Source organism: Pseudoalteromonas sp. SR45-1, from assembly GCF_014163655.1.
Lineage (GTDB): Bacteria > Pseudomonadota > Gammaproteobacteria > Enterobacterales > Alteromonadaceae > Pseudoalteromonas > Pseudoalteromonas distincta.
The window spans coordinates 25,292-51,043 of sequence record NZ_JACJDR010000014.1 but is presented as its reverse complement, the minus strand read 5'-3'; the positions used below and the strand labels follow the sequence as shown (position 1 = coordinate 51,043).

The 25,752-nt window shown below is 40.9% G+C and carries 17 protein-coding genes; 10 read left to right on the top strand and 7 right to left on the bottom strand.

Features of this window, described 5'->3' with window-relative positions:
- Positions 1 to 7: 7 nt before the first annotated feature.
- Positions 8 to 856 (bottom strand): D-hexose-6-phosphate mutarotase, encoded by an 849-nt coding sequence (locus H5089_RS14590; RefSeq protein ID WP_182712511.1) that lies wholly within the window; start codon positions 854 to 856, stop codon positions 8 to 10.
- A 427-nt stretch (positions 857 to 1,283) separates the two neighbouring features.
- Between H5089_RS14590 and H5089_RS14585 the strand changes: the two genes are divergently transcribed.
- The 10 genes from H5089_RS14585 (at position 1,284) to H5089_RS14540 (ending at position 14,704) form a co-directional block, all read left to right on the top strand.
- Positions 1,284 to 1,766: a MarR family winged helix-turn-helix transcriptional regulator gene (locus H5089_RS14585; protein WP_002960189.1), complete on the top strand. Its 483-nt coding sequence runs from the start codon at positions 1,284 to 1,286 to the stop codon at positions 1,764 to 1,766.
- 100 nt (positions 1,767 to 1,866) lie between these two features.
- Positions 1,867 to 3,189, top strand: a complete 1,323-nt coding sequence (locus H5089_RS14580) for a carbohydrate porin (RefSeq protein ID WP_182712510.1) — start codon at positions 1,867 to 1,869, stop codon at positions 3,187 to 3,189.
- A gap of 129 nt (positions 3,190 to 3,318) precedes the next feature.
- Entirely contained in the window at positions 3,319 to 3,714 is a 396-nt protein-coding gene (locus H5089_RS14575; RefSeq protein ID WP_024596096.1) for a YbaN family protein, read from the top strand.
- A 124-nt stretch (positions 3,715 to 3,838) separates the two neighbouring features.
- Positions 3,839 to 4,471: a PepSY-associated TM helix domain-containing protein gene (locus tag H5089_RS14570; protein WP_024596097.1), complete on the top strand. Its 633-nt coding sequence runs from the start codon at positions 3,839 to 3,841 to the stop codon at positions 4,469 to 4,471.
- Positions 4,471 to 4,980, top strand: a complete 510-nt coding sequence (locus H5089_RS14565; RefSeq protein WP_024589611.1) for a DUF2271 domain-containing protein — start codon at positions 4,471 to 4,473, stop codon at positions 4,978 to 4,980. The genes H5089_RS14570 and H5089_RS14565 overlap by 1 nt, the downstream gene beginning before the upstream one ends.
- A 34-nt stretch (positions 4,981 to 5,014) precedes the next feature.
- Positions 5,015 to 5,860, top strand: a complete 846-nt coding sequence (locus tag H5089_RS14560) for a DUF4198 domain-containing protein (RefSeq protein ID WP_024596099.1) — start codon at positions 5,015 to 5,017, stop codon at positions 5,858 to 5,860.
- A 280-nt stretch (positions 5,861 to 6,140) separates the two neighbouring features.
- Positions 6,141 to 8,669 (top strand): TonB-dependent receptor, encoded by a 2,529-nt coding sequence (locus H5089_RS14555; protein WP_220486977.1) that lies wholly within the window; start codon positions 6,141 to 6,143, stop codon positions 8,667 to 8,669.
- A gap of 472 nt (positions 8,670 to 9,141) precedes the next feature.
- A complete protein-coding gene (locus H5089_RS14550; protein WP_182712509.1) occupies positions 9,142 to 10,035 on the top strand; it encodes a hypothetical protein in 894 nt (297 codons plus the stop codon).
- Between the two features lie 220 nt (positions 10,036 to 10,255).
- The gene (locus tag H5089_RS14545) at positions 10,256 to 12,652 is read left to right on the top strand and encodes a PKD domain-containing protein (protein WP_182712508.1); all 2,397 of its coding nucleotides are present in this window, start codon (positions 10,256 to 10,258) and stop codon (positions 12,650 to 12,652) included.
- Between the two features lie 162 nt (positions 12,653 to 12,814).
- Positions 12,815 to 14,704 carry a monovalent cation:proton antiporter-2 (CPA2) family protein gene (locus H5089_RS14540; protein WP_182712507.1) on the top strand — a complete coding sequence of 630 codons (1,890 nt, stop codon included), beginning with the start codon at positions 12,815 to 12,817 and terminating at the stop codon, positions 14,702 to 14,704.
- A gap of 104 nt (positions 14,705 to 14,808) precedes the next feature.
- Here the strand turns inward: H5089_RS14540 and H5089_RS14535 are convergent, their stop codons facing one another.
- From H5089_RS14535 to H5089_RS14510, 6 genes are all read right to left on the bottom strand, one after another.
- The gene (locus tag H5089_RS14535) at positions 14,809 to 16,572 is read right to left on the bottom strand and encodes a P-loop NTPase fold protein (protein ID WP_182712506.1); all 1,764 of its coding nucleotides are present in this window, start codon (positions 16,570 to 16,572) and stop codon (positions 14,809 to 14,811) included.
- A gap of 280 nt (positions 16,573 to 16,852) precedes the next feature.
- Positions 16,853 to 17,566: a hypothetical protein gene (locus H5089_RS14530; RefSeq protein ID WP_182712505.1), complete on the bottom strand. Its 714-nt coding sequence runs from the start codon at positions 17,564 to 17,566 to the stop codon at positions 16,853 to 16,855.
- Between the two features lie 139 nt (positions 17,567 to 17,705).
- A complete protein-coding gene (locus H5089_RS14525; RefSeq protein ID WP_182712504.1) occupies positions 17,706 to 19,496 on the bottom strand; it encodes an alkaline phosphatase in 1,791 nt (596 codons plus the stop codon).
- 11 nt (positions 19,497 to 19,507) lie between these two features.
- A complete protein-coding gene (locus H5089_RS14520) occupies positions 19,508 to 21,097 on the bottom strand; it encodes an alkaline phosphatase (RefSeq protein ID WP_039486975.1) in 1,590 nt (529 codons plus the stop codon).
- Between the two features lie 207 nt (positions 21,098 to 21,304).
- Positions 21,305 to 23,740: a TonB-dependent receptor gene (locus H5089_RS14515; RefSeq protein WP_182712503.1), complete on the bottom strand. Its 2,436-nt coding sequence runs from the start codon at positions 23,738 to 23,740 to the stop codon at positions 21,305 to 21,307.
- Between the two features lie 208 nt (positions 23,741 to 23,948).
- Positions 23,949 to 25,688, bottom strand: coding sequence for a solute:sodium symporter family transporter (locus H5089_RS14510; protein WP_182712502.1), 1,740 nt, complete (start codon positions 25,686 to 25,688; stop codon positions 23,949 to 23,951).
- Positions 25,689 to 25,752: the final 64 nt, after the last annotated feature.

The following is a 25,752-nucleotide window of genomic DNA, read 5'->3' as shown; positions in this document are numbered from 1 at the left end:
GACTAGCTTACCAACTAATGGTGGTTATTAATGTGTGGCTTTGTTTTGGCTCAAGCGTTACTTTATCTGTCAGTACATTAGCGGCCTCTAGACACAGCATTGTTTTATATTCATCATCAGCAAAGTTAGATAAGCGTTTTGACTTTTCTATCCATGGATTCCACAGCACACACGAACTTGAGTTTTCGCGGCTCACATTAATAACACCTTCTGGCGTATTAATGCTTTGCACTGTACTTGCTTGTGTATAAACCATATCGGTTTCGCGATTAAAGCTTACAACATCATTTTGTACAAATGGCCCTTCACTAAACTCAATATATTGCGCGCCTTGCAAACCATCTACATGGGTGTTTGTAATATCTGAGGTAGGAAAATAGGTATGCAGTGCTTGAGTAAAGCTAAATGGCACACTACCTAAGTTAGTGGTCGTTAAGCGAACCTGTAATTTATCACTTAATACAAACTCAACTTTTAATGCGCACTGATGCGGCCAATACGTTGTATTAACAAGTTTCATGGGGAGCTTTAAACTAACTGTAATTTGCTCATCAGATTCGTGTACTTCATCGGCTTGCCATACGCTTGTGCGCGCAAAACCGTGGGCAGGCCACCCATCATTAGCGTGTGTACCAAACCACGGCCAACAAATAGGAATACCGCCTCGAATACTCGCCCCTTCTTGATAGGTTTCCTCTTGTGAAACCCAAATAAGTGGCTTGTTATTTTTAGGGATAAACTCGGTAATTTGCCCACCTTGCAAAAATATTTTTGCGTCGCACTTTTCACTAGCTACTTTAATAAACTCAAGTCCGGATTCGCTTTGCTCAATGCTAACTGATGGCGATAATTTCATACCTTCCCCTATAATACTGATACTAAAGATTTTTAATGTTTACATCTAAACAATAATGCATGCTTAAAGTATACGCTATTGATATTAAATATTGATTGCTGAATTTGTTCATTGCCGATTAATACATATACAGTAAACTCACAAACAATTACTTTGTACTAACAGCTGTAAATGAATAATACTAAAGTCTATACAATAAGACTTGCCAATTATTCACAACATACGTACTGTGCGCAACTTAATGCACACAAGGTGCTAAGAAAATTTACCAATATTTAAACAATATAATTTTACATTAGTTACTGCTCTAACTATTAAAAACCAATAAAAGCGGGCTAAAGTACAATATATTATTTGAATTCAATTTATTTGATGTGTAACATTTCGCGATTACGGCAAACTACCGCCCCATCGACGAGATAAGCAAATGCAAAAATATGACGAGTTATTGGTTTCTTTACGTAAAGTTATCCGCGCGATTGACTTACATTCTAAGCAGCTAAATAAAACTTCGGGTTTAACTGGCCCACAATTGCTTATAATGCAAGAAGTGCAAAAAACCGATGGAATAACGGCGAGCCGTATTGCTCAAAATGTAAATTTAAGCCCAGCAACGGTCACCAATATTCTCGACAGAATAGAAAGCAGAAACTTAGTAACACGCGTACGCAGTCAAATGGATAAACGCAGAGTGAGCTTATACCTCACCGATAAAGGAAAAGAGTTACTTGATAAAGCACCTCAGCCATTGCAAGAACACTTTATTGAAAAGTTTTCTGCACTTGCTGAATGGGAACAGAGCCTTTTACTCTCATCAATGCAGCGTGTAGCCGCAATGATGGATGCAGATAAATTAGATGCATCGCCCCTTCTAGAAGTTGGTGCGCTTACTCAAGCTCCTAAAGAATAAATAATAAAAAAAATACATAGTTTTTGTACTTACCCTAAACGTAAGGCGTTTTTTTACGTCTTGAATTTTTTATTTTTTAATCAAAATCTGAGCGGCAATTATGACTAAACTCTCAAAATTAACACTAGCACTAGTTCTAGGTGGTGTTACAAGTACTTCTTATGCGTCTGATGATCTAGACACGTTACAAAGCCAACTTAAGCAGTTAAAGCAACAAATGCAACTGCTTGAAAATAAGTTAGCTGATGAAAAAACAAAACAGCAAAAAATTAATGAGCAACACAAGCAAGAAGTTGCAAAAATTAGTAAAAAAGCTGATAACAAAGAAGTTGTTGTTGCTGCCGCCGAATCTGAGAAAAAAGACGAAGGCGTTAAAATTGGTGGCGCAGTGCGTTTTAATTACAGCACTAATTCATACGATGAAGACACTCAAGATCGTAGCGGCGACTTAGATTTCGAAGTATTTCGCATTAACTTATCTGGCGAAATAAACGATATTTCTGTTAATGGTGATTTTCGCTTTTACGATTACATGACCATTGTTAAGTATGCATACTTAGGTTACGAATTTACTGATGGCTGGGAAGCACAAGCTGGTATTGCACCTGTCCCTTTTGGTAATGGCCCATACAACTCACACAGCTACTTTTTTAGCACTAACTACTATGTTGGCCTAGAAGACGACTTTGATTTGGGTGTAACAGTAAACCGTAAACTAAAAGATAACTGGAAACTAGACCTAGGCTTTTTCAAAAATGATGAAGTAGGCGGCGTTGATGGCAGCTCTGAAGTTAACGAACGCTACTCTTTTGATATAGTTGGTAGCCGTGCAACAACCGAAGGTACATACGATGCACCTGGCTCTCGCCTTGGTGAATACAACACATTTGCAGCTCGTACAGTGTACCAAATTGAGCATGGCGAAAACGCTAAAACCGATGTGGGTGTATCACTATTAAGCGGTGGCTTACATGATGGTAACGACCGTGCAGGTAACTACGGCGCATGGGCGTTCCACGTAAACAGCCAAATTAATAATTGGAATATTCAATTTCAGCACGGTGAGTACGACTACGACCTAGACGACAACAGCAACCGCTTTGTTGTAGGTGCGTTTGACTACTACGATACCGTATCAAGCGAAGCTACCATGACTAACTTTAACGTAGCTTACGACCTATCGGTTGATTTAGGCCCTATAACAGACGTACAGTTTTACAACGATTACGGGATCATTTATGACAAATCTGACGACAGTGCAGATACATGGATGAACGTAACAGGTATGAGCGTATCAGCAGGCCCGTTATTTACCTACTTTGACTTTATTCAAGCACGTAACCAGCCATTTATTGGCGGAACAATTATTGGTGATGGCGATACAGAGCGTCGCTTTAACATCAACGTAGGTTACTACTTCTAGATAAGTAAAACCTATTTTATAAATTTAAAAGGGCAAACTTAGTTTGCCCTTTTTTATGTTTTTACACTTCGATTTTATAACTATTTGACCTACAATCGAAAGTATCAGCCATTACTAAAAAGAGCCTAAGTGAATATAAAAGCAGTGTTTATTTGTTATAAAAACTTATGGTTTAAAGCACTTGGCTTAATACTTGTAGCCTTGGGCATTATTGGCATTGTGCTGCCGGTCATGCCTACCACTATATTTTTTATTTTAGCGCTCACCTGCTTTACTCGCTCATCACCCGCGCTTGAACAATGGCTGTTAAACCACCCTCGTTACGGTGTAACTTTGCAGCAATGGCAAGCCCATAAAGTAGTGCCTGTAAAAGCCAAATGCTACGCCGCCATTGGCATGTTAATTGGATTTACATTTTTACTGTATTCAGCCGCCCCTATTTGGGTTATTTATCTCGTTGCAGTAATAGAAGTATTGGTAATGATTTACCTTATTTTAAGACCTTCCAGCCCTCCTAAGCGTTAAATATTCATTTTTTACCTGCTTACCGCCTTTGTTTTAAAGTTTTTATGTAAAGATAAGTAAGTAAATTTGTAATAGCTAATGCAAATCATTATCATGCTGTAAATTTAATTTATTTACTGTTTTTATGTCGTTTATTAACAAGCGGGCTTTGTATAGCACAAGCCGTGCTCTACATATTTATATTTCTACAGCTTTGTTTTTTTTGCTTATCTTATTTTGCGTTAGCGGCATTGTGCTCAACCATATTGATTGGCTTAAAAACGATAAAAATAATGGCCAAGTAACGGCGGTAATTCCAGCAGAGCTAGTTACCAAAGCGAATGAGCAGCTAAATACGCTGCCAACGCTTTACCCTGAAATAGAAGCTTACCTAGCCGAGCAATATGCACTTACAAAAGTAAAAAGCATTGAGTGGGAAAAAGAAGACGCGCTTGTCATGCTCGACTACCCACTGCCTGCTGGGTTTGCCTACGCAGAGCTTGATTTTACAACTGGCGAGCTAAATCTTGATTACCAAACAGGTGGCTTTTTAAGCCTTATTGGCGACTTACATAAAGGCCGCCACAGCGGTGAAGTATGGAGTTGGGTAATTGATATATCTGCCGTACTAATGATTTTATTTGCCATCACCGGCATGATTATTTTGTTTCAAAATAGAAAAAAACGCTTAGCAGGAATATGGATAACCGTACTAGGAGTGGCAACTCCACTGGTTATTTATTTATGTTGGGTTCCACAAATAAAAGGAGTGTCTTAATGGTTAAATTTAAATTATTTATAAGCGCCGCATTACTGCTCGTAGCTGCGTTTTTTCAAACAACGGCGCATGCGCAAACACCACAGCTAGAGGTTGAATTAACGCTTCCCGACTTAGAAGTACAACCGTATCACCGCCCATACGTTGCAGTTTGGCTTGAAACACCAGAGCGCAAACACGTTACAACGCTTGCACTTTGGGTGCAAAAAGCAGAATGGTTTAAAGACTTACGCCAATGGTGGCGTAAAGCTGGTAAAAGCGATGCCAACTTTGACGGCATTAGCGGCGCAACAAAACGCGCAGGTACTTACACCATAAATTGGCAAGGTAATGATTTAGACGGTAACCCAGTAAAACCAGGTAAATACTTACTAAATATTGAAGTTGTACGCGAAGAAGGCGGCAGAGACTACACCCGCGTTGAGCTCGATTTAACTAAATCAGGCAAACTAACAATTGATGGTAAAAACGAGTTTTCTAAAAGCTTCGTCACTGTAAGCACTAAGTAGCTGCTACTTAATCATTTGAATTTAAGGAAATACAATGAAAATTAATTTATTAAAAACGGCATTAATCGGCGCATTGAGCTTATCTGCTTTAGTGTCAACTTCAGCAAGTGCACACGGACGTTGGTTACTACCTTCGCATACATCTTTATCAGGCGATAAAGCGCATTACGTAATGATTGACGCTAGTATCTCTAACGAAATGTTTGCACCAGACAAAGCCTTTAAACCTAAAGAAAAAGGCGCCGAGTACGACGACACATTATTAATGGCACTTGCGCCTAATGGTGAGCCAGTATCTGAAACCATTCGTGCTTATTACTTAAAGCGTAAAAGCTCAGCTGCGGTAAGCTTAACAGAGCAAGGCACTTACCACATTGCAATGACCCAAAAGCCAATGTACATGACCTTCTATAAAAACGAAGAAGGTAAGCGCAAGCGCGTATTTGGTAAAAAAACAGAAGCCGAGTTACCTAGCAATGCAAAAGATGTAACCACAACGAAGGTTGTTTCAACAGTAGATACATTTGTAAGCCGAAATGGCACCTCAAAACCTGCACAACTTGGTTTAGGCCTTGAGCTTAGCGGTCCAACGCATCCAAACGATTTATTTGTAGGTGAACAAGCACGTTTTCAGTTACTACAAGATGGTAAATCTGCTGGTGAAGGCGTTGAAGTAAGTATTTTAAAAGGCGACACACGCTACCGTAACGAGCGTGGCGAAGTAAAAGTAACGACCGATAAAGACGGTATGTTTACAATTACGTGGAAAGAGCCAGGCCTATACCTAATCGAAACCTCTAACAAGGTTACCGTAAATGAAGAAGGCGTAGATGCAGGACGTTATGCATTATTTACAACGCTTGAAGTTGCCCCTGAATAATTTAAATTACTAAATTTAAAAAATTGAAAGGCCAAGCATTTGCTTGGCCTTTTTACGTCTTACTAACTTTTATCTAAAATCCCCTTGAATTCGCAACCATTCGACACAAGATTGCAACTACAACGATCCAAACGCCTATATCACGCGTAGACAGTGACCTTACTTGTTAACAACTTAGAATATCTTAGATAGTTTTTATCTTTGCACTAGGGTAGTCGCTTCTATATGATGCGCTCCTTTTTAAAATCAATAGTCAGCAGCCCTCAAGGGAATCAACATCATGTTAAAGCCATTATCAGCCAAAAAAGTAGCACTTAGCCTGGCCGTTTCTTCTGCACTTAGTGCACCCTATTCTTCTGTATTTGCTGCAGAACAAGATGTTCAAGCCGAAAAAAGCATTGAAGTGATTTCAGTAACAGGTACTCGCCGTAGCTTACGCAGTATTGCCGAAAGCTCAGTACCTGTAGATATTATTACCAGCGGTGATATGCAAAGTACGGGTCAGCTAGAAATAAGCCAAATACTAGCAAACCAAGTACCTAGCTTTAACTACCCAAGTGCCACTATGGGTGATGGTACTGACCATGCAAAACCAGCTGTTTTACGTGGATTAGCACCCGATCACACATTAGTACTTATAAACGGTAAGCGCCGCCATGCCGGTGCGCTATTAAACTTAGCAGGTGTTGTTGGTCGAGGCTCTACCGCTGTTGATTTGAACATGATCCCAACCTCTGCAATTAAACGTGTTGAAGTACTTCGTGATGGCGCAGCCGCACAGTACGGTTCTGATGCAATTGCTGGGGTAATTAACATTGTACTTAAAGATGCCTCAGAAGGCGGCAGCGTTAGCGTAACGTACGGTAAATACGATACTCAAATGGCTGGCGTACCTCAGCTAGAAAGCACCTACGCAGATGCAAACGGCGACTTAGCCTTTAATACCGGTGGCGACAGAGAAGTAAACGACGGTGCAACACGCACTGTCAGCGCAAACTCTGGTTTTGCGTTATCTGATAACGGCTTTGTAAACGTATCAATTGAATACCGCGATAACGACTCAACGCAGCGCTCAGGCTTTGACCCACGCGAACAATACAGCCGTCTTGATGATGGCAGCCTAGACCCACGCGAATTTACTATCGATCGTTACAACCACCGTTTTGGTAAAGCAGACCTTGAAGATTACGCGTTGTTTTACAACATGGGTTACGATTTAGATAACGGCTTAAACCTTTATTCATTTGGTAGCTACTCAAAGCGTGAAGGTAATTCAGGTGGTTTTTACCGCCGTGCAAAAGACAGCCGTAACGTTTTAGAAGTGTACCCAGATGGATTTTTGCCGCAGATTGAAACAGACGTACAAGACTACTCATTTGCACTGGGCTTAAAAGGCGAAACTAACGACTGGACATGGGATGTAAGTACCAACTACGGCCGTAACGACTTTGGCTTTGGTGTTGTAAATAGTATAAACACATCACTAGGTGCCGACAGCCCAACCGAATTTGATAACGGTGCACTGGTTTACGATCAGTTTTTAGTAAACGCAACAGCCAATACCACACTCGATTTAGGCTTACCTGATGACGTATTTTTTACCGTAGGTACTGAATACCGCCACGAAAGCTACAAAATAGAAGAAGGCGAAGAAGCGTCTTACATCACCGCACTTGATAGCGACGGTAACCCAATTGCAGCCGGTGGCGCGCAAGTACTTGCTGGTTTTGGACCAGAAAGTGCGACTGACGAAAGCCGTCATAACATCGCTTTATTTGTTGAGTTTGATACCTACTTAACAGAAAAATGGAACGTCGTTTTAGCGGGTCGTTATGAAGATTACAGCGACTTTGGCGACACGTTTACCTCTAAACTTGCCTCGCGTTACAGCATTACTGAAAACCTATCACTGCGCGGAGCAATTAGCACAGGTTTCCGTGCACCATCTTTAGCGCAAAGCTCGTACCGCCAAATATCAACCGTACTTGAGAACAACCAACCATTTGAAGTTGGTTTATTCCCAACCGATTCAGCCGCAGCGCAAGCACTCGGTGCTCAGCCGTTAGATGCTGAAGAGTCAGTAAACGTTACTGCGGGCTTTATGTACACGCAAGGCAGCTTTAGCTTAACCGTTGATGCGTACCGTATTGATATTGATGACCGTATTGTATTGTCTGAAAACTTAGAAGGCGATGCAGTTGTTGAAATACTACAAAATGCCGGTGAGCTAAATACCGAAAGCGTACGTTACTTTACCAACGCTATCGATTCACGCACGCAAGGTGTAGATATAGTTGCCACTTATAACCTAGATTTAGACAACTTAGGTGATTTACGCCTAAACGTAGCAGCTAATTTTAACGACACCGAAGTAACACACGTAAACGACAACCCAAGCGAACTTAACTCACTAGGTGACGACTACGTAGTGTTTGCGCGTCGTGAAGTAGGTCGCTTTGAAGAGGGCACGCCAGATAGCAAATGGAACCTATCAGCAGTGTGGAACTTTAACGAATGGCAAACAACGCTTCGTGCCACACGTTATGGTGAAGTCGCTGACATATCAACAACAGCTGATCGCGATGAATACTTAGACCCTAAATGGATCACCGACCTAGAAGTGGCATACCGTCCAGACGAATATTGGAAATTTGCCGTTGGTGCAAACAACTTGTTCGATCAGTACCCACAAGCCACCGTGGATAACATTGGTTACTCTGACTTTGGTCAAATATTCCCGTACACACCGTATGCACCTTACGGATTAGACGGACGTTTCTTATACGGTAATATTACTTACAGCTTTTAATTAGTTTACTAGGGCGTGTTGATCTTTGGTGGGTGAATTTGCAGCAGTATGTTTGGTTTTTAGGCAAGGCAGAGCCTATGTAGTGTGGTTATTCCCCATAAATAGGCGATAACGCAGCATAAATACCAAACATGCGCTGCCCTTTGGGTTCTTTCTAGGGACGATTAACTCTTTGTTGCTCGGTTTTTACTTAGTCCACTAGGTTACAAACCTCGCGCCGCGATTTAATCGCCCCTAGATTGAACAAATTTCAATCCACAAAGCTCAACACGACCTAATAAAAGCAGAGCAATTATAAAAGGATGCATCGCGCATCCTTTTATATTAATAATTAGTTATTTTAACCACTTATTAGTATTTCAACTTTCATAAAAAACCACCACCCTATATAAAACAATAACTTACATTTCGGCCTTATTTTTGCTCTATATTGTTTATATAAATACAAACAATAAATACCAAAGGACTAAACATGAGCTCATCAACTGTATCTAACATTACAAAACCACTTTCACTTATTGGCGGCATTTTATTATTAAGTGGCTGTGTATTTCACATATCGCCAAGCGTTGCCTCAGTAAAGCAAACTCAACAGCTATCACTGCCAAGCAATAATCTTGAATATTTAAATGTATTAAGCGGTGCAGGTAGCCTTGAAATAAAAGGCTCAAAAACGGCCACCAGCATTAGTGTTGATGCCACTATTTACACAGCCGACATTGAAGACGAATACGAACTAACGCTCGAGCAAGACGGTAAACAAGCAAAGCTTGTTGCCCAAAATAAAAGCCGTAATGGTATTAGCTTTTACAGTGGTCAATCTCCAAGTATTAATTTAGTGGTTACTGTGCCAAGTAATCTAAATTTAGATATTGATGATGGCTCTGGCGATATTTTAATAAGTGCTATGCAAAGCAATATTGATGTTAAAGACGGCTCGGGGAATTTAACGATAAGTGGGGCTAAAAACCTAACTGTTGACGATGGATCTGGTGAAGTAAACCTTGAAAACATCGCAGGTAATTTAGAATTAACCGACGGCTCTGGCAGTATTCATATAAACAACGTAAGCGGCAATGCAACTATTGACGATGGTTCTGGCGAAATGCTCGTGAGCAACATAACCGGTTCGCTAAACGTTGAAGATGGATCGGGTGATTTAGTGATAAGCCATATAAGCGGTGCTGTTAATGTTGATGATAACTCTGGCGACATGGTCATTGAGCATATTGGTTCAAGCGTAACAATTGAAGACGGTTCGGGTGATATTCGCGTTAACCATGCAAAGGGGCTGACTATTACAGAGTCGGGCTCGGGCGATGTAAGTATCGATAATATTAGCGGTTCAGTAAAAGTAGCTGACTAACTTTATTTAAGCGTTATTTAACTGCCATTTAATATACTTTATGCCCTATCAATCTGGGCATAAAGCACTCCCCTCAAAGTATAAATTATTTAAAATCAGCACTGTTTCGCGTTAACTATTTCCTAAAATAATGAAAATTTATTTATTTGATTTATTTTTTTGCTTTATATCTAATTTAGGTACATATTAATATTCAACTTATTAAAAGGATATTAATATTATGAAATGGAAGTTATTAGTTTTAATTACTGCTTTATTCACCCTCGTAGCTTGTGGCTCTGGAGGTTCAGACCCCAAAACAGTAACTAAACCGCTCAGCACTAACACAAAGCCTATTGCGGTTATTACCACCGAGCAATCGGAGTTTAAAGTAAATACCACCCTCGTTTTTAGCGCAGCACAAAGTAGTGACCCCGATGGCGATGCACTCACCTATCAATGGCAATTAACCAGCAAAAACGAACAAGTAGAAATACCGATTACGGTTAATAACGAAAGTACCGTTGAGTTTTCAGTATCTGAAGCACAAGAATACCAATTAGTATTAACCGTGAGTGACGGCAAGCTTTCAAGCAGTCCTGCACAAAAACAATTCACCGTTACTGCAAATACCCAACTAACGGCTAACGCAGGTAGCACACAAACCGTTAAACAAGGTGATGTTGTGCTTTTAAATGGCGCGCAAAGTAGCACAACCAGCGGCGCCATTAATCAATACAAATGGCAATTTATTACCAAGCCCGTAGCAAGTAATGCAACGCTTGAAAATGCGACTCAAGTAAAAAGCCAGTTTGTTGCCGACGAAATAGGCGAGTTTAAGGTTGAACTTACCGTTACTAATTCACAAGGTGATACAGCAAGCACTGTCGTACTCATAAAAAGTGAATCGCTTAATTCTAACTCATCGCCACAAGCGGTTATAAACGTAGAAAATAATACAATTGCCCCAAATGAAGTTGTTACGCTTTATGGTAACCAAAGTACTGATCCCGATAAAAACGATACGCTTAGTTATGCTTGGGCAATTACATCAAAACCCGAGGGCAGCACGCCAGCTCTTTCAAACATGCAAAATCATACCGCTGGGTTTTCAGCGTCAACAGCTGGAGATTACACGCTTTCACTCACCGTTACCGATCAACAAAACGAAAGTGATACCGCATCTGTTACTTTAACTGTTACCACAAGTAATAAAGCCCCCGTTGCAACACTTGAATCCGAACGTGATATTACGTTAAACGAATCAACCACTTTGCAGTGCCAACAATGTAGCGACCCAGACGGAGATACGCTGAGTTATAACTGGCAGTTACAAGCCAAGCCTGTAAATAGTACATCACAACTCACTAACAACACATCAGCAACGCCCTCTATTGTTGCCGATAAAGAAGGCAACTACGTTGTAGTGCTTACAGTGTCTGATGGACAATTAAGCTCAAACCAAGCAACCTCAGCACTGCATGCCAGTAGCAATAAAAAGCCTGTTACTTTGGTAACTTATGAAACCTCTATAACGGTTGATGAACAAGTTTTACTTGATGCTTCCAATAGTTACGATCCAGAAGGCCAGCCACTAAGTTACCAATGGGAAATCATTTCGTCGCAAGGCCAAGCAACGCTTAGCAGTAATACAATATCAAAACCAACGTTTAGCGCATCAGTAGAGGGACAAGTAGTTATTTCGTTACGCACTAACGATGGCGTGCAGTTCTCTGACACAAAAACCCTAACAATTGATGTAATACAAAACGCATTGCCAGTAATTAGCTTCACGGGGGAGCAATCACGCTACGATGTAGTGGGCAATGCAGTTAAATTTGATGTAAGCCAAAGTTACGACCCAGAGGGAACCTCTCTCGATTACGCTTGGACGCTATCAGCGCCTTCAGGCTCGAGCACCAGCTTAAGCAATATAAACCAAAGTATTACCGAATTTATCGCCGATATGACAGGTAGTTACACGCTAACCGTTATAGCAACTGATGCTGATGGATTTTCAAAAAGTGTGCAATTCTCAATTACAGTAACTAACTCTGCCCTACTTACCGGTCGTATTAAAGGACAACTCACTAATGTGCAAAAAGCGGCTATAAGCAATGCACAGCTAACAATTAATGGACAGCAGTACAGCACCAATACAAATGGCTTTTTTGATGAAGAGGTTAATTTAGCGCAAGGTGAAAAAATAACGATAAAAACAGCAGATCAAAGGCTAGCAACTGGGGAATACAACTCTGTAGCAATTACGCAAAGCAACTTTACTGTGGATATAGGCCAAAATAGCATGCCCGTTTTACAAGCTGTTGAGGTTTCGGTATTTTTGTGTGCTGAGTTTTCAGGCCCCGACACAGTTAACCTACGCTTTAACATGGTAGATACACTTTTAGCGTCAGATAGCTTTCAATTTAGCTTTGATCAAACAAAACCACTTACTTTGCAAAAAAGCGGAAGTACTTACCTCGATAGCGAATTAGACATCGACCTACCTGCATCTGCCGAATTTGAAGTAACAGCAATTGAAACAAACGTTGAAAATACAATCAGCTCAAACATTACTATTTACCATTCTGATTCAGGCCAACCAAGCTCAGCAATTATAAGTATTTGTAATATTTAGTCCCCAACAAGCCCTTCAACACAAAGTGCTATTTTTAGCCCAGTAGTTATAACCATTAGTGTTATAGCTACTGATAAATAAGCAACTTTGAGCCATATAATCCATTGTATTTTATAAGCAGCTAAGCCATTCTAAAAGCCTTGATGTTATTAGGATAAACGCGTGTTAGAAATTGCTTTAATTTACTTAGCAGCAGCCATAGTCGCTGTGCCTATTGCTAAACGAGTCGGACTTGGCTCAGTATTAGGTTATTTAATTGCCGGAATACTCATTGGCCCTTATGCGCTGGGTGTTGTGGGCGATCAAACTGATGTAATGCACTTCGCTGAATTTGGCGTAGTAATGATGCTGTTTTTAGTTGGTCTTGAACTACAACCTTCGCGTTTATGGACATTACGCCACTCTATTTTAGGGCTTGGCGGCTTGCAAGTTGTGTTAACGGCAGCGGCAATTTTTGCATTTTGTTATTGGTTTTTTGCCATGCATTGGCAAACCGCACTCGCCATTGGTTTAATGCTCGCGCTCTCCTCTACGGCTATTGTGCTGCAAAGCCTTGAAGAAAAAGGCTGGCTAAAGCAAGAAGCCGGACAAAACGCGTTTTCGGTATTGCTGTTTCAAGACATCGCAATTATTCCTATTTTAGCCCTATTGCCACTGCTTGCATTTGCCCCGCAAACTAGCACAAAAGAAATCAGCGATTCAATTATTGCAAGCTGGCCTGTATGGCAACAAGTATGTGTATCGGTTGCGGTTATTGCCGCTATTATTGCCGGCGGTAAATATGTATCGGCCCCGTTATTTAGATACATTGCCCAAACACACATGCGTGAAATATTTACTATTTTTGCACTGTTTTTAGTGGTCGCTATTGCACTGGTTATGCAAAGTATTGGTTTATCGCCTGCTTTGGGCACATTTTTAGCGGGCGTTGTACTTGCCGAGAGTGAATTTAGACACGAATTAGAAGCCGATATAGAGCCCTTTAAAGGCTTACTGTTAGGATTGTTTTTTATAACTGTTGGCGCATCAATTAACTTTGAACTGCTATTTAACGAGTTTAGTACCGTTATTGGCTTAGTGGTTTTACTTATTGTAGTTAAAGCCTGCATTTTATTTGCCCTTGCCGTTACCTTTAAAATTAACCGCAAACAGCAGTTATTATTTGCCTTAGCGCTTGCCCAAGGGGGTGAGTTTGCCTTTGTACTTTTAAGCGTAACCACCACCTTAAGTATTTTAACGCCCGAGCAAACCAGCCTTGTTACCTTAGTTGTGGCGGTATCAATGCTAATAGCGCCGTTATTACTTATGGTTTATGAGCAAATACAAAAACGCAGCAGCAGTGCTCTGCCTGAGTTTGATAAGCCAGAGCAAATTAGCACCGCTAAGCACGTAATTATTGCGGGCTACGGACGTTTTGGGCAAATTATGGGGCGTTTACTGCACGCGCAAGGCTACGAAATTACCGTACTTGATCACAGCCCTAGCCAAATAGAATTACTACGCCGTTTTGGTAACACCGTATTTTATGGCGATGCCGCACGCCAAGAACTCCTTGAAGCCGCAGGCGCGCACACAGCGCAAATGCTGGTAATTGCAATTGATAACCCCGATAAAACCATTGAGATAATTAAGCTCGCGCATAAAAACTACCCGCAGCTTAAAATAGTTGCTCGCGCAATCGACCGCCGCCATGCGTATCAGTTACTTAATTTAAAAGTAGATGCGTTTAACCGCGAAACAGTCGACTCAGCTATTAACCTTGCCGTAGAAGCACTCGAGCTATTAGGTAACACTAAACAAGATGCAGAGCGTGCTGGTAAGCTGTTTAGAGACCACGACCGCGCTGCGGTTGTGCAACTTGCCGAGCTGTGGGGCGACGACGCCAGCTACGGCGTAGCAGTTCGCCAACGCATGGAAGATTTAAAACAAGTGCTGCAACAAGATAAACAAGCACAAAGCGATTTAAATACCTGCGACAGCGGCGATTGCGAAGATGGCCTAACAGAGCTAGCTGATAGACCCAAAAAGCCTGATGATGCTCATTTGGAGTAGTTTAGGTGATTAGTAAACTATGATATTGCCTCGTTGAGAGGCAATAACGAATAAAATAATCTAGTAGTAGAAAAAGACGATTATTGTTCATCTGATTGAATAGTTCACTGTCCAGCTATTTGCTCTTTTTTTGAAATATTCAGTTCCATTTTAGAGTGAGCTTCAAGTAACTTTTCATGAAGCTCACTCAGACTAGCTACTTTTAGTCCAAAACCAATCTCTTTTAATAAAGAGCCCACCATTGAAGATATTGTTTTTAAAGCTTCTAATTCTGGCTGAAAAAAATCGTCAATATTACTAAAGCGGTATCTCTCATTAATGAATCTTACGAACTGAAAAACCTCCTCGTTAGACCAAGTCTGAAGAGCTGCTTTGACAATATTTACATTAAGATTTTGAAAAAATGGCGTGTGCATCAAATTTTGGTGAGCTTCATTTTTTACACTAGCCCATGATGCTTGAAATTTTTGAGAAAATTCCGAGTTTTTATTACTAGCCTTTAAAGTTTCTAACTCTGCTTTCTTCAAGTTAAATCTTTTATCAACCTCTTCATTGTAAAAACTAATACGGCTTCTTTGATCAAAATCATCCTCTACTGCTGTAATTTTAAATTGATTAACGTCAATATCATCACATAATCTTAACAGGGTAGCTTTCGTATACGTTGTCGATTCGATCACTTTGTTAGTCTGCATATATATGTATATATCACAAGTGCTAAACCACTTGTAAATATCTATATCATTTTTAGAGAAGATGTACTCTTCTAGTAATTGAACTCCCTGTTTAAAATCACTTTCTGATAATTGGTTTTGAACCCATATAGATTGCATAGCATCTAGGAGCGTCTGTCTCATTGGTAAATTTAGTTCAACTTCTAAGTTGGAGAATTCATAAAGCCCATCACAACAGTAACTTAATAACTTCTGATTCGATCCATTAATCGCGCCTTCAAATATTGCATCTAATTTTTTATAACCTTCAATTTCTGCTTCGTCATTACTTTTTTTTATTTGCCTTATAACTCTCGAATCAATTGCATCGATAATTTTTTCTTTAGAGAAGGAATGTTCAAACTTCGCACAACAAATTCTTACTATATCACTTAAAATTCCCGACAGTGCTTGGTCAAGCACAACATTTTTTATTTCAGATACTTCTCTTTGAATACGTGTAAACTTTGATAAAGCTCTTTTTAAAACTCTAATATTTTTAGAGTTTATTGCAGTAATATTTAAAAGAAGCTCGTTAGCTAATTGATCATCAAGGTTTTCATATTCTGCTTTAAGGATTGAAACCACCTCCTCATGTGTAAAGCTAAATTTATATTTATCCGCAAATACTTTTTCAATATCGTTTTTACAATTAAGTTTGTCCTCATTTGCAACAACAACTACTTTTATATTTTTTGACTCAGCTAAACTTAAACTCTCACCTAAAATATTTTTAATTAGCTTTTCATCAGCAACACGCTCCAAATCATCTAAAATCAATATACAATCATCAAGCTCACCATATAGTTTGTATTTATATGCTCCAGCAGCCCCACTTAACACAGCACCAATCCCTCTTTCCCCAAGGTTCTGTGCTGCTCCATCAATGGCTTTAGAGAAATACTTTGCGAATACAGAAGCCTCTTCTTTGTCAGTCAGCGATAATGAGATGATTTTATCTCTAAAGTCATCGATACTTGAAATACCATAAAGAGAGAAAAAATAGACTTTTTGACCAAATAGCTCTTCAATTTTTGCTCTTAAATAGTGCTTAATAAAGTGTGTTTTACCACTCCCCCATGCTCCATCAAGTAATACAACCTGAGGGAATGATGTGTCTTGTAATAGCTCTATAATTTGATCCGCTTGCTTCATTGTAGCCCCAATGATCACGATGTTAGTTGATATATTACCAATGGACATTTTTCCTAATTTTATCGTATCAATGTCCCTATGATGAGAACTTCTATTAATATCAAATAGTGTAAATTATTACCAACTATAAATATGCTGGTAATGAAGAGTTACTTCAAAGTAAGAAGAAGCCTGCGTGATTGGGTTATTTGGGTGGGAATGGCTTATTGAATATTGGCTTGTAGCTCATAGCCACCTATTATTTTTAGCTATGAGCTACTACATTTAAAAACGCTAAGACCTAGTGGTGATGCCCGCCTTGAATAGCCTCGCCCTGCTGGTTGTAAAAACCTGTTGCGCTGTGTTCTATAAAACCAAGGTTTATCATTTTAGCCAAAAATGGGTCGCCTTCGTTATCGCCAATGTCGGCGTAATCGGTGGTTTGAAAGCGATCCCACTGTGCAAATTGAGCACTAATTAATGGCACATCAGTGCTTACATTATTAAGGCTTAGCAATGTACTTGTTTGACCTTTTTTATTACTAATACTAAATGTTTTAACTAATTTTGAATGCGTAATAAAGGCAAGGTTAAAGTCGTTGCCATTTTCGCTCAGTGTATAGTTTTTTACTTCATCACAGCCTTTGCCTTGTGTGCTCACTAAGGTCATTTTTTCGATTAAGTGGTTATCCACCAGCTGACTTTTAGCACTCCAATTTTGTACGCCGCGTACCTCAGATGGTTGGTATTCTATACCGCGTTGCTGGGCATTAAAGTAACGTATTGGGCGTATTTGATTATTGGCTAAGTGCTGCCAAAGCTCGGTTATTACTTCACTTTGATGCGCTACTTGCTGATTGTTTCGCCAAAGGGTAAGTGACTCGCTACTTTGCTGCGCTTTATGGCTGTTGGTAATTTTATAATCCGCTTTTAAACGCTTGGCATCAATATCACATTGTGAGGCAAAGCTACTTGTACTTACAAGCGTGGCAATTATTAATAACGCTTTTTTCATTTAGCTATCTCTTATTTATATTTCAAGTTTATGGCAATAACATAACGATTATAAATGTCAGTTTAATGACAAAAACCCCGCAAAGTATGCGGGGTTTTTTATTTAGATATATTTAACTAAATTTATAACTAGGCGGTATTTATTGCGCTAGTTTTTCGTCTGCTGCTTTTACAAAGTCAGCGGCAAAGTCCATTACATGGAATAAAAAGCTTTGCTCGTTTGTGCCTGTTACCAAGTGTGCACCTGGTCCCATTGCATAAACGCCTACGTCTTCACCGGCATGTGTTTCAGAGCCCATTGGTACAAGTGCTTCTTGATGAAAACCAGGTGTTGTTGTATCAACATCTGTTAAATCAACACGCCCTGTAACAGGTGCAAAGGCATAACCTGCATCGGCATCTGTCTCGCTACCTAAGTTTCTAAAGCCACCACCATTGGTGTAACCAACCGTTGTATAAGGCATATCGTCGGCAGCTAAGCTTGGCTCAGTAGCGCCTACTGCAACCACTTTACCTAAAATTGGGTTACCGCGTTTAGGGTAACCAGCAATGGTAAATACATGGCTGTGATCGGCAGTTACAACTATTAATGTTTCTTCTGGGTTGGTGTTTTCCATCGCCACTTTAACGGCTTTGGCAAGCTCAATAGTGTCGTTTAACGCGTTATAAGCATTACCCGCATGATGCGCGTGGTCAATTCGACCCGACTCAACCGTTAAGAAAAAACCTTGCTCGTTGTTATCAAGTACGTTTATTGCTTTTTCGGTCATTTGTGAAAGCGAAGGTTCGCCTGCTACATCGTTTGCGCGGTCAGCTTCGTACTGCATGTGGGACTCATTAAATAAGCCAAACACTTTAGTGGCGTCGTCACTTATTGCATCAAAACCGGTTTGATCCATTACGTACGTGCCATTTGGATATTGCGTTTTCCACTCTGCGGTTAAGTCGCGGTTATCTGTACGATCCCCTTCAACAGCACTTACTGCATCGGTTGAATTAAACGCAGCATCTTTTGGTAAAAAGTGACGACGACCGCCGCCCATTACTACGTCAATACCGTCTACATCAACACCACTAAAGCGTGCTTCTAGATTGGCTTCAAAGTTAACCAGTTGCGATGCAATATCTTCACACGTTGCAGCACTTTCTGGCATATCGGAGATATCTTCCCAGTTACGCTCTGCCGATTTAGCATACGTTGCAGCTGGTGTTGCGTGAGTAATACGCGCTGTAGAAATAATCCCTGTTGCTTTGCCTGCAATTTCAGCAAGCTCTAACGAGGTAACAAGTTCGTGCCCTTTGCCTGATGCACAATTACCACGTTCAACCGCTTCATCAATACCAATAACGCCTGCGTCGGTTTTAACGCCCGATGCCATTGCAGTCATAGTGCCTGCCGAATCTGGCGTTTGCGCATCTACGTTGTATGTTTTTACAAAGCCCGAAAAAGGCATAGTTTCAAAGCTTAACTGGTGATCTTCACCCATTTCGCCCTCTAACTGACCCGCTAAAATACGTGCTGCGGTTATGGTAGAAATACCCATACCATCGCCCACAAATAAAATTACGTTTTTAGCTTTGCCTGATTCAGTAACAATGTTGCTACTGGCTGTTTGTGCTGCACCTAATTTTGTTTGTGCTTCACTAAACCAAGTATTGCTAGTGAGCGAGGCTAACTGCTCACTTGTTAACGACGTTGCAGGTGCATTACACACTAAATTAGTTGAGTTAACTTCGTCGCTATCTAGCACGTCGTTATTATTGGTATCTGCGCCTACTTGCGTCTCTACACCGCCGTTAATACACTGCTCAGAGCCCACTGCAATAACGTTATCTACTGCGATAATATTGTTTTCATTTTTGTTATCGTCACTCGAGCAACCTGCTAGCGCGACCATTACTGCCAAAGAAAGTACCGTTAATTTGTTCATGTTAGCCGCCATTATTGCTGAGTTAGTTCAAGAGCTTGATTAATTAAATGAAATACAACGTTTTGTTCAATTACGCCTTGTGCTAGCTGAGCACCAGGACCTTTCGCATGTAAAGATATGTCTTCACCTGCGTGTGTTTCTGAACCCATTGGTACAGTTGCTTCTTGGTGAAAACCTGGGGTTGTTGTATCAACGCCATTTAGCTCAACACGCCCTGCTACAGCAGCACTTGTGTAGCTTGCATCAGCATCAGTCTCGTCGCCTAGATTTCTAAAACCTAAGCCATTTGCGTAACCGACTGTGGTGTACGGCATATCGTCGGCGGCTAAGCTTGGTGTTGTTTCGCCTACTGCAACTACTTGACCTAAAATTGGATTACCACGCTTAGGGTAGCCAGCAATGGTAAATACATGGCTGTGATCGGCGGTTACTAAAATAAGGGTTTCTTCTGGGTTGGTGTTATCTACCGCTGCTTGCACGGCTTTAGCAAACTCAATGGTGTCGTTAAGCGCGTTGTATGCATTACCCGCGTGATGCGCGTGGTCAATTCGACCCGACTCAACCGTTAAGAAAAATCCATTATCGTTTTTACCAAGCACTTCAATTGCTTTAGTGGTCATATCGGTAAGTGAAGGCTCGCCCGCTACATCATTTGCGCGGTCAGCTTCGTATTGCATGTGGGATTCGTTAAATAAACCAAATACTTTAGTGGCGTCGTCTGCTATTGCATCAAAGCCTGTTTGATCCATTACGTACGTAGCATCTGGGTATTGTGTTTGCCACTCAGTCACTAGGTTGCGCTCGTCAGTACGATCGCCTTCTATAGCGCTTACTGCGTCTGTTGAGTTAGCTGTTTCGTCTTTTGGTAAAAAGTGACGGCGACCGCCACCCATTACAAAATCAAGACCGTCTACGTCGGTCCCTACAAATCGTGCTTCTAGGTTTTTTTCAAAGTTAACCAGTTGCGATGCAATGTCTTCACAGCCACCCGTTACGGCATCTTCTGGCATATCTGATACGTCTTCCCAGTTACGGTCAGCCGATTTAGCATACGTGGCAGCAGGAGTTGCATGAGTAATACGTGCTGTAGAAATAATACCAGTAGATAGCCCTTTAATTTCAGCCAATTCGGTTGCGGTAATTAGCTCGTTACCTGCCACTGTTGAACACACACCGCGTTCAATATCTTCGTCTACACCAATAACGCCCACATCGGTTTTTACACCCGAAATAATAGCCGTCATCGTGCCTGCTGAGTCGGGAGTTTGAGCATCTACGTTATACGTTTTAACTTGTGCAGAGTATGGGAACTCTTCAAAGCTTAAATAACCTTCTTCGCCAGATTGGTTATTACGCTGCCCTTGTAAAATGCGCGCGGCGGTAAGTGTAGAAATACCCATGCCATCGCCCACAAATAAAATGACGTTTTTAGCTTTAGTGGCTTGTGTAGCCTGCGCTTGTGCTGTTTTTGTTGTTAGTTTAGTTTGCGCAGCGCTATACCAGCTGCTGTCTTTTTGGCTTTGCGGTAGTACATCAGCATGGCTAACTGCGCTAAACGCAAATGTTAGCGCGATTGCCGCAGCGACTTTTTTAATTTTCATCCGTAATTCCCATTGTTTAGTGGTTATTTTTTGAAATGTGTAAACACAAAAAAGATCAACCGCTGCACTATAGAAAACAGATGTGACTGATAAAGGTAATTTTAATGAAAGTAAAATGACTAAACTATTACAAAGATAAGTCACAAAAAAGCGCAACGTGTAAAACGTTGCGCTTGTAGGGAAATTATTAAGAGAATTATTTAAATATTAAAAACGTGCTTTAAACGATACCCCAAAGTAGCGCTCTGCATCACGTGGTATTTGGTAACGGAAGTTATCGCCACTGTAGGTAGTTACGTAGCTTTCATCGGTTAAGTTTTTAGCAATAAGCGACACTCTAAACGCGTCATCTTTAAACGATAAACCCACACTTGCGTTTAAAATACCGTAATCTGGTAGTAAAGCAGCTGGATTAAATTCGCCTACGTTGTCTGGTAGGTCTGAGTATTGCTCATCGGTGTAAATGTAAGAGCCGTTTATGTGTACGTTGAAACCATGGTCGGTTTCAATAAAGTAATCAGCCGTTAGTGAATATTTAAGATCTGGCGAAAATGGTACATCTAAACCTGAGCGGTCAGTACATGAACCTGCGGCTACCTCTGCCGGACAATTAAACTCGTCAATTTCAGCTTTAATATAAGCAACACCACCGGTAAGCGTTAGCGACTCTGTTGCAGCCCACATAAAGTCAACTTCAACACCTTGTGTACTTACATCACCCGCATTGGTTAAGCGCGTAATACAAGTGCCGTCTGAACAGTCAAAGTTGTTAGCTTGAAAGCCTTCAATTTCGGTTCTGAAAAGCGCCATGTTAAATACAAATTCGCGGCTTGCGTATTTGTAGCCTATTTCATAAGCGTCAGACTCTTCAGGTGCTATTTCGCGACTATCGGTGTCTGGGTTAAAGTTATAATAAATATTAAAACCAGGGCCTTTGTAACCTTGCGAGTAAGTACCGTATACCATTTGACCATCGCCTAAATCGTATTGCATACCTAAACGACCCGATACGTTGGTTTCTTCGGCTTTGCCTTCATCATCTGTATTTAGTGTTGCTGGGCGCACGCCTACACCGGTGCGGCCATACACATCATTACTTACACGGCGATGCGTGTACGACACTTCATCGTCGGTGTAACGAATACCAAATAATACGCGTAAATCTTCAGATAAATCGTAAGTACCATCGGCAAAAGCGGCCCAGTTATTAAATTCTGTGCTCATAAAAGCAGTGGCCGATACAATATCGTTTGCGTTACAGCTAACACCTAGGCCTTGTGTGTAACCTTCTAAATCAGCAAGCGCTGTATCAAGCTCAGCGCCCGATAAGTTATTTTGCGCGTAAAAAGCCATTGCGCTATCAAGCTGGCCACCATTATTTTGACAACTAGCATCGCGAGTAAAGTTACGTTGTGAATCCATGTTCCAATAAAATAAGCCAGCAACATAGTTAAATGGCCCAGCTAGGTTTGATGTAACTCTAAATTCTTGCGAAAACTGATCCCATTGCTGTGCACCTAAATCGTGTAATTGAAACGGCGCGTCAAATACCGGCTCGCTGCTGTCGCCAGCAATAGAGGTAAAGTCGCCTTCACGGTACTCTGTGTTATCCCACGAACGCTGTGCAGTAATTGAAGTATATGTATAGTCGCCAATTGTTTTATCAACCTGTACCGAAAACGCGCTATGTTCGTCAATTGTGCGCGACTCGTAATCGTGATCAACGCTGCGTTGGTCTAAATCAATATCGGCTACGCCATCAACAATACCGTTACTGTTTGGTACTGATTTTGAATCTGGATTACGGCCACTTGGTAGTGCTTCTAAGTCGGCACAACAGTCGTCATCTGCGTTATAAAATTCAGCAATAAATTTTACGCTTAAGTCATCCTCTGGCTCGTATTTAAATACAGCACGTGCACCTTCACGGTCGTAACCGTTTACTTTTTCGTTGTTGTAAACGTTATCAATGTAACCGTCAAATTTACCTTTAAATACCGTTAGGCTTGCCGCTAGGTCGTCGGTTAAACCGCCGCTTATAACGCCTTTAAAACGGTATTCGTTATCTTGATAAAACGAGGTTTCTACGCTGCCTGTTGTGTCGTACGAGGGATCTTTTGTTGTTATGTTTACCACACCTGCTGAGGCGTTTTTACCAAACAATGTACCTTGTGGCCCGCGTAATACTTCAATGCGGTCTACGTCGTATAAATCGGCAAATGCTTGACCCGAGCGCCCAAGCACCACGCCATCAACAACAGTTGCTACACTTGGCTCGGCAGCAATACTAAATGAAATAGTACCAATACCACGCACTGTTAGCGCTGAGTTACGGGTTGTGGTGCCTTTTCTAAAGCTAACTGAAGGGACAAGTGACTGTAAGCCTTCCATGTTATTAGCAAAAGCTGAATTAATTTGATCGCTATTAAGTACCGATACCGCAACAGGTACTTCGTTTAAACTTTGCGTTCTTTTTTGTGAAGTAACGACTATTTTTTCAAACGTATCGTTTTTAGCTGTTTCTGTTTTTTGTTGTTCTTGTTCGGTTTGCTCTTGCTGCGCATGTACCTGCGCGCTAAGCGCTAAACCGGTTGTCATTGCTAACGTGACTGCCAAGCTTAAGACGGACTTTTTAGCTCTCATGTCATTCTCCATATTGTGCGTGTGTGCTGTGTGGTACCGCGCTAGCAATTGTGTGTGTTGCTAATAAAGCGGTGTCAGTGTGTGATACTTTCCTTAAAGCTCTTATATCTTATATAAGAGCTTTAAATTTAAACAAACTATCTTACTAATGCAAACATTATGTGAATTAAATGTGATTTAAGTTTGGTATACAGAATATAGCCGCAGGTTATGCGGCGTTTTTAGCACCAATACGCGCTAAGCTATTTTCGTAACTAACCTGCCAACGACGTACACTCCACCAGCTAAGCACTAAGGCTGTAGACCATACAGCAGCTAAACTTGGTACAAAGTACACACTGGTTCCACCAACCAATCCGAGTGGCGAAAATAATATATATAAGCTAACAATCAAGCTTACTAATACAATTGCGCAAGGTAATGCGTATTTCCAAGGGTTAAGGTCTACCTCAGCTTTGCGTGTAAATTGCCATGGTGTTTTAAGTGGTTTGTAGTAACCAATACCCAGCATTATCACCAATTCAATTAAGAACAAAATGGCGTAAATATGAATAAAGTTAATGTCTACATCCCATACAAATTTAAGCAAGGTGTAGGCAATAATATGGAATATAATCGCGACTTTAGCGCCCAGTGCAGGCACTTTTCGAGTAAACAAACCTACCAATACAATTGTGATGACCGGAATGTTGTAAAAGCCTGTAAACACACGAATTATGTGCCATAAACCTTCAGGTGCGAACATCAATAATGGCGCAGTTATAAACGACAATATGGCAATAACAATACTAGTAATTTTGGCTACTTTTATAAGTTGGCTGTCTGTTACCTTATTTTTTTTCATTGGCTTATAAACGTCTAAGCAAAACAAGGTTGCCGCGCTATTGAGCAGTGAATTAAATGAGCTAAATACAGCACCTAGCAATACGGCCAAAAAGAACCCAGATAAATACTGTGGAAGCACTTCTTTCACTAAATGTGGGTAAGCTAAATCGATAGTGGGTAGGCTTTCGTGTTTATAAAGATGGTAAGCAATAACGCCTGGGATCATCATCATAAACGGTACTAACACTTTAAAGTACCCTGAAAACAACACGCCTTTTTGCCCTTCTACTAAGTTTTTAGCGCCCAGCGTACGCTGGATCACGTACTGATTAGTACCCCAATAAAACAAATTAGCGAGGATCATACCTGTAAAAATAGTGCCAAATGGCACGGGATCATCTTCGCTACCAATAGCGTTGAGTTTTTCTGTATCGGTGTTTACAAGGGTGCTTAACCCTTCTGAAAAACTACCGTCGCCCAGTGCTATCAAACCCAGTGTGGGCACTAGAATACCAATAATTAATAACCCAACACCGTTAATGGTATCTGATACCGCAACCGCCTTTAAACCGCCAAAAACAGCGTATATAGCGCCAACTGAGCCCACTGTAATAATGGTCACAATCAGGCTTGCTTCGTAACTCATATTTAATAAGGTAGGAACATCAAACAGCCTAAGTACGGCTATTGATCCTGAGTACAAAACCGAAGGGATCGTTATAAAACAATACCCTACCATAAATAAGATCACCGTCATGCGTCGTACGGTATCGTCAAAACGATCTCGTAAAAATTCAGGCAAGGTAGAAAACGCACCCGCTAAATAACGAGGCAAAAAGATCAACGCCATAATGATGGTTGATACTCCTGCGGTTACTTCCCAAGCCATTGAGCTTAGGTTGTAACCATAGGCTGAGCCATTAAGGCCAATTAGTTGCTCTGCTGATAAATTTGTGAGGATCATCGACCCTGCTATAAACGTACCCGTTAACCCACGACCCGCTAAAAAGTAGCCATCTTGGGTGTTAACTTCTCCTTTGGTTTTTTGGTACGAGATATATCCCACCAGCGCCATAAACGCCAAGCACGATAGCAGTGTCATGGTAATGTTCATACCTTCCATCTTGCGCCCCTTTTAGCTTACTTTACTCGGTAAAAAGTAAGCTAATATCTTTATTATTGTGTGT

Bases quoted from the DNA above. Each gene is read 5' to 3' on its own strand.
- H5089_RS14590 (WP_182712511.1), bottom strand. From the start codon at position 856: ATGAAATTATCGCCATCAGTTAGCATTGAGCAAAGCGAATCCGGACTT.
- H5089_RS14585 (WP_002960189.1), top strand. From the start codon at position 1,284: ATGCAAAAATATGACGAGTTATTGGTTTCTTTACGTAAAGTTATCCGC.
- H5089_RS14580 (WP_182712510.1), top strand. From the start codon at position 1,867: ATGACTAAACTCTCAAAATTAACACTAGCACTAGTTCTAGGTGGTGTT.
- H5089_RS14570 (WP_024596097.1), top strand. From the start codon at position 3,839: ATGTCGTTTATTAACAAGCGGGCTTTGTATAGCACAAGCCGTGCTCTA.
- H5089_RS14565 (WP_024589611.1), top strand. From the start codon at position 4,471: ATGGTTAAATTTAAATTATTTATAAGCGCCGCATTACTGCTCGTAGCT.
- H5089_RS14560 (WP_024596099.1), top strand. From the start codon at position 5,015: ATGAAAATTAATTTATTAAAAACGGCATTAATCGGCGCATTGAGCTTA.
- H5089_RS14555 (WP_220486977.1), top strand. From the start codon at position 6,141: ATGTTAAAGCCATTATCAGCCAAAAAAGTAGCACTTAGCCTGGCCGTT.
- H5089_RS14550 (WP_182712509.1), top strand. From the start codon at position 9,142: ATGAGCTCATCAACTGTATCTAACATTACAAAACCACTTTCACTTATT.
- H5089_RS14545 (WP_182712508.1), top strand. From the start codon at position 10,256: ATGAAATGGAAGTTATTAGTTTTAATTACTGCTTTATTCACCCTCGTA.
- H5089_RS14535 (WP_182712506.1), bottom strand. From the start codon at position 16,572: ATGAAGCAAGCGGATCAAATTATAGAGCTATTACAAGACACATCATTC.
- H5089_RS14530 (WP_182712505.1), bottom strand. From the start codon at position 17,566: ATGAAAAAAGCGTTATTAATAATTGCCACGCTTGTAAGTACAAGTAGC.
- H5089_RS14525 (WP_182712504.1), bottom strand. From the start codon at position 19,496: ATGAACAAATTAACGGTACTTTCTTTGGCAGTAATGGTCGCGCTAGCA.
- H5089_RS14520 (WP_039486975.1), bottom strand. From the start codon at position 21,097: ATGAAAATTAAAAAAGTCGCTGCGGCAATCGCGCTAACATTTGCGTTT.
- H5089_RS14515 (WP_182712503.1), bottom strand. From the start codon at position 23,740: ATGAGAGCTAAAAAGTCCGTCTTAAGCTTGGCAGTCACGTTAGCAATG.
- H5089_RS14510 (WP_182712502.1), bottom strand. From the start codon at position 25,688: ATGGAAGGTATGAACATTACCATGACACTGCTATCGTGCTTGGCGTTT.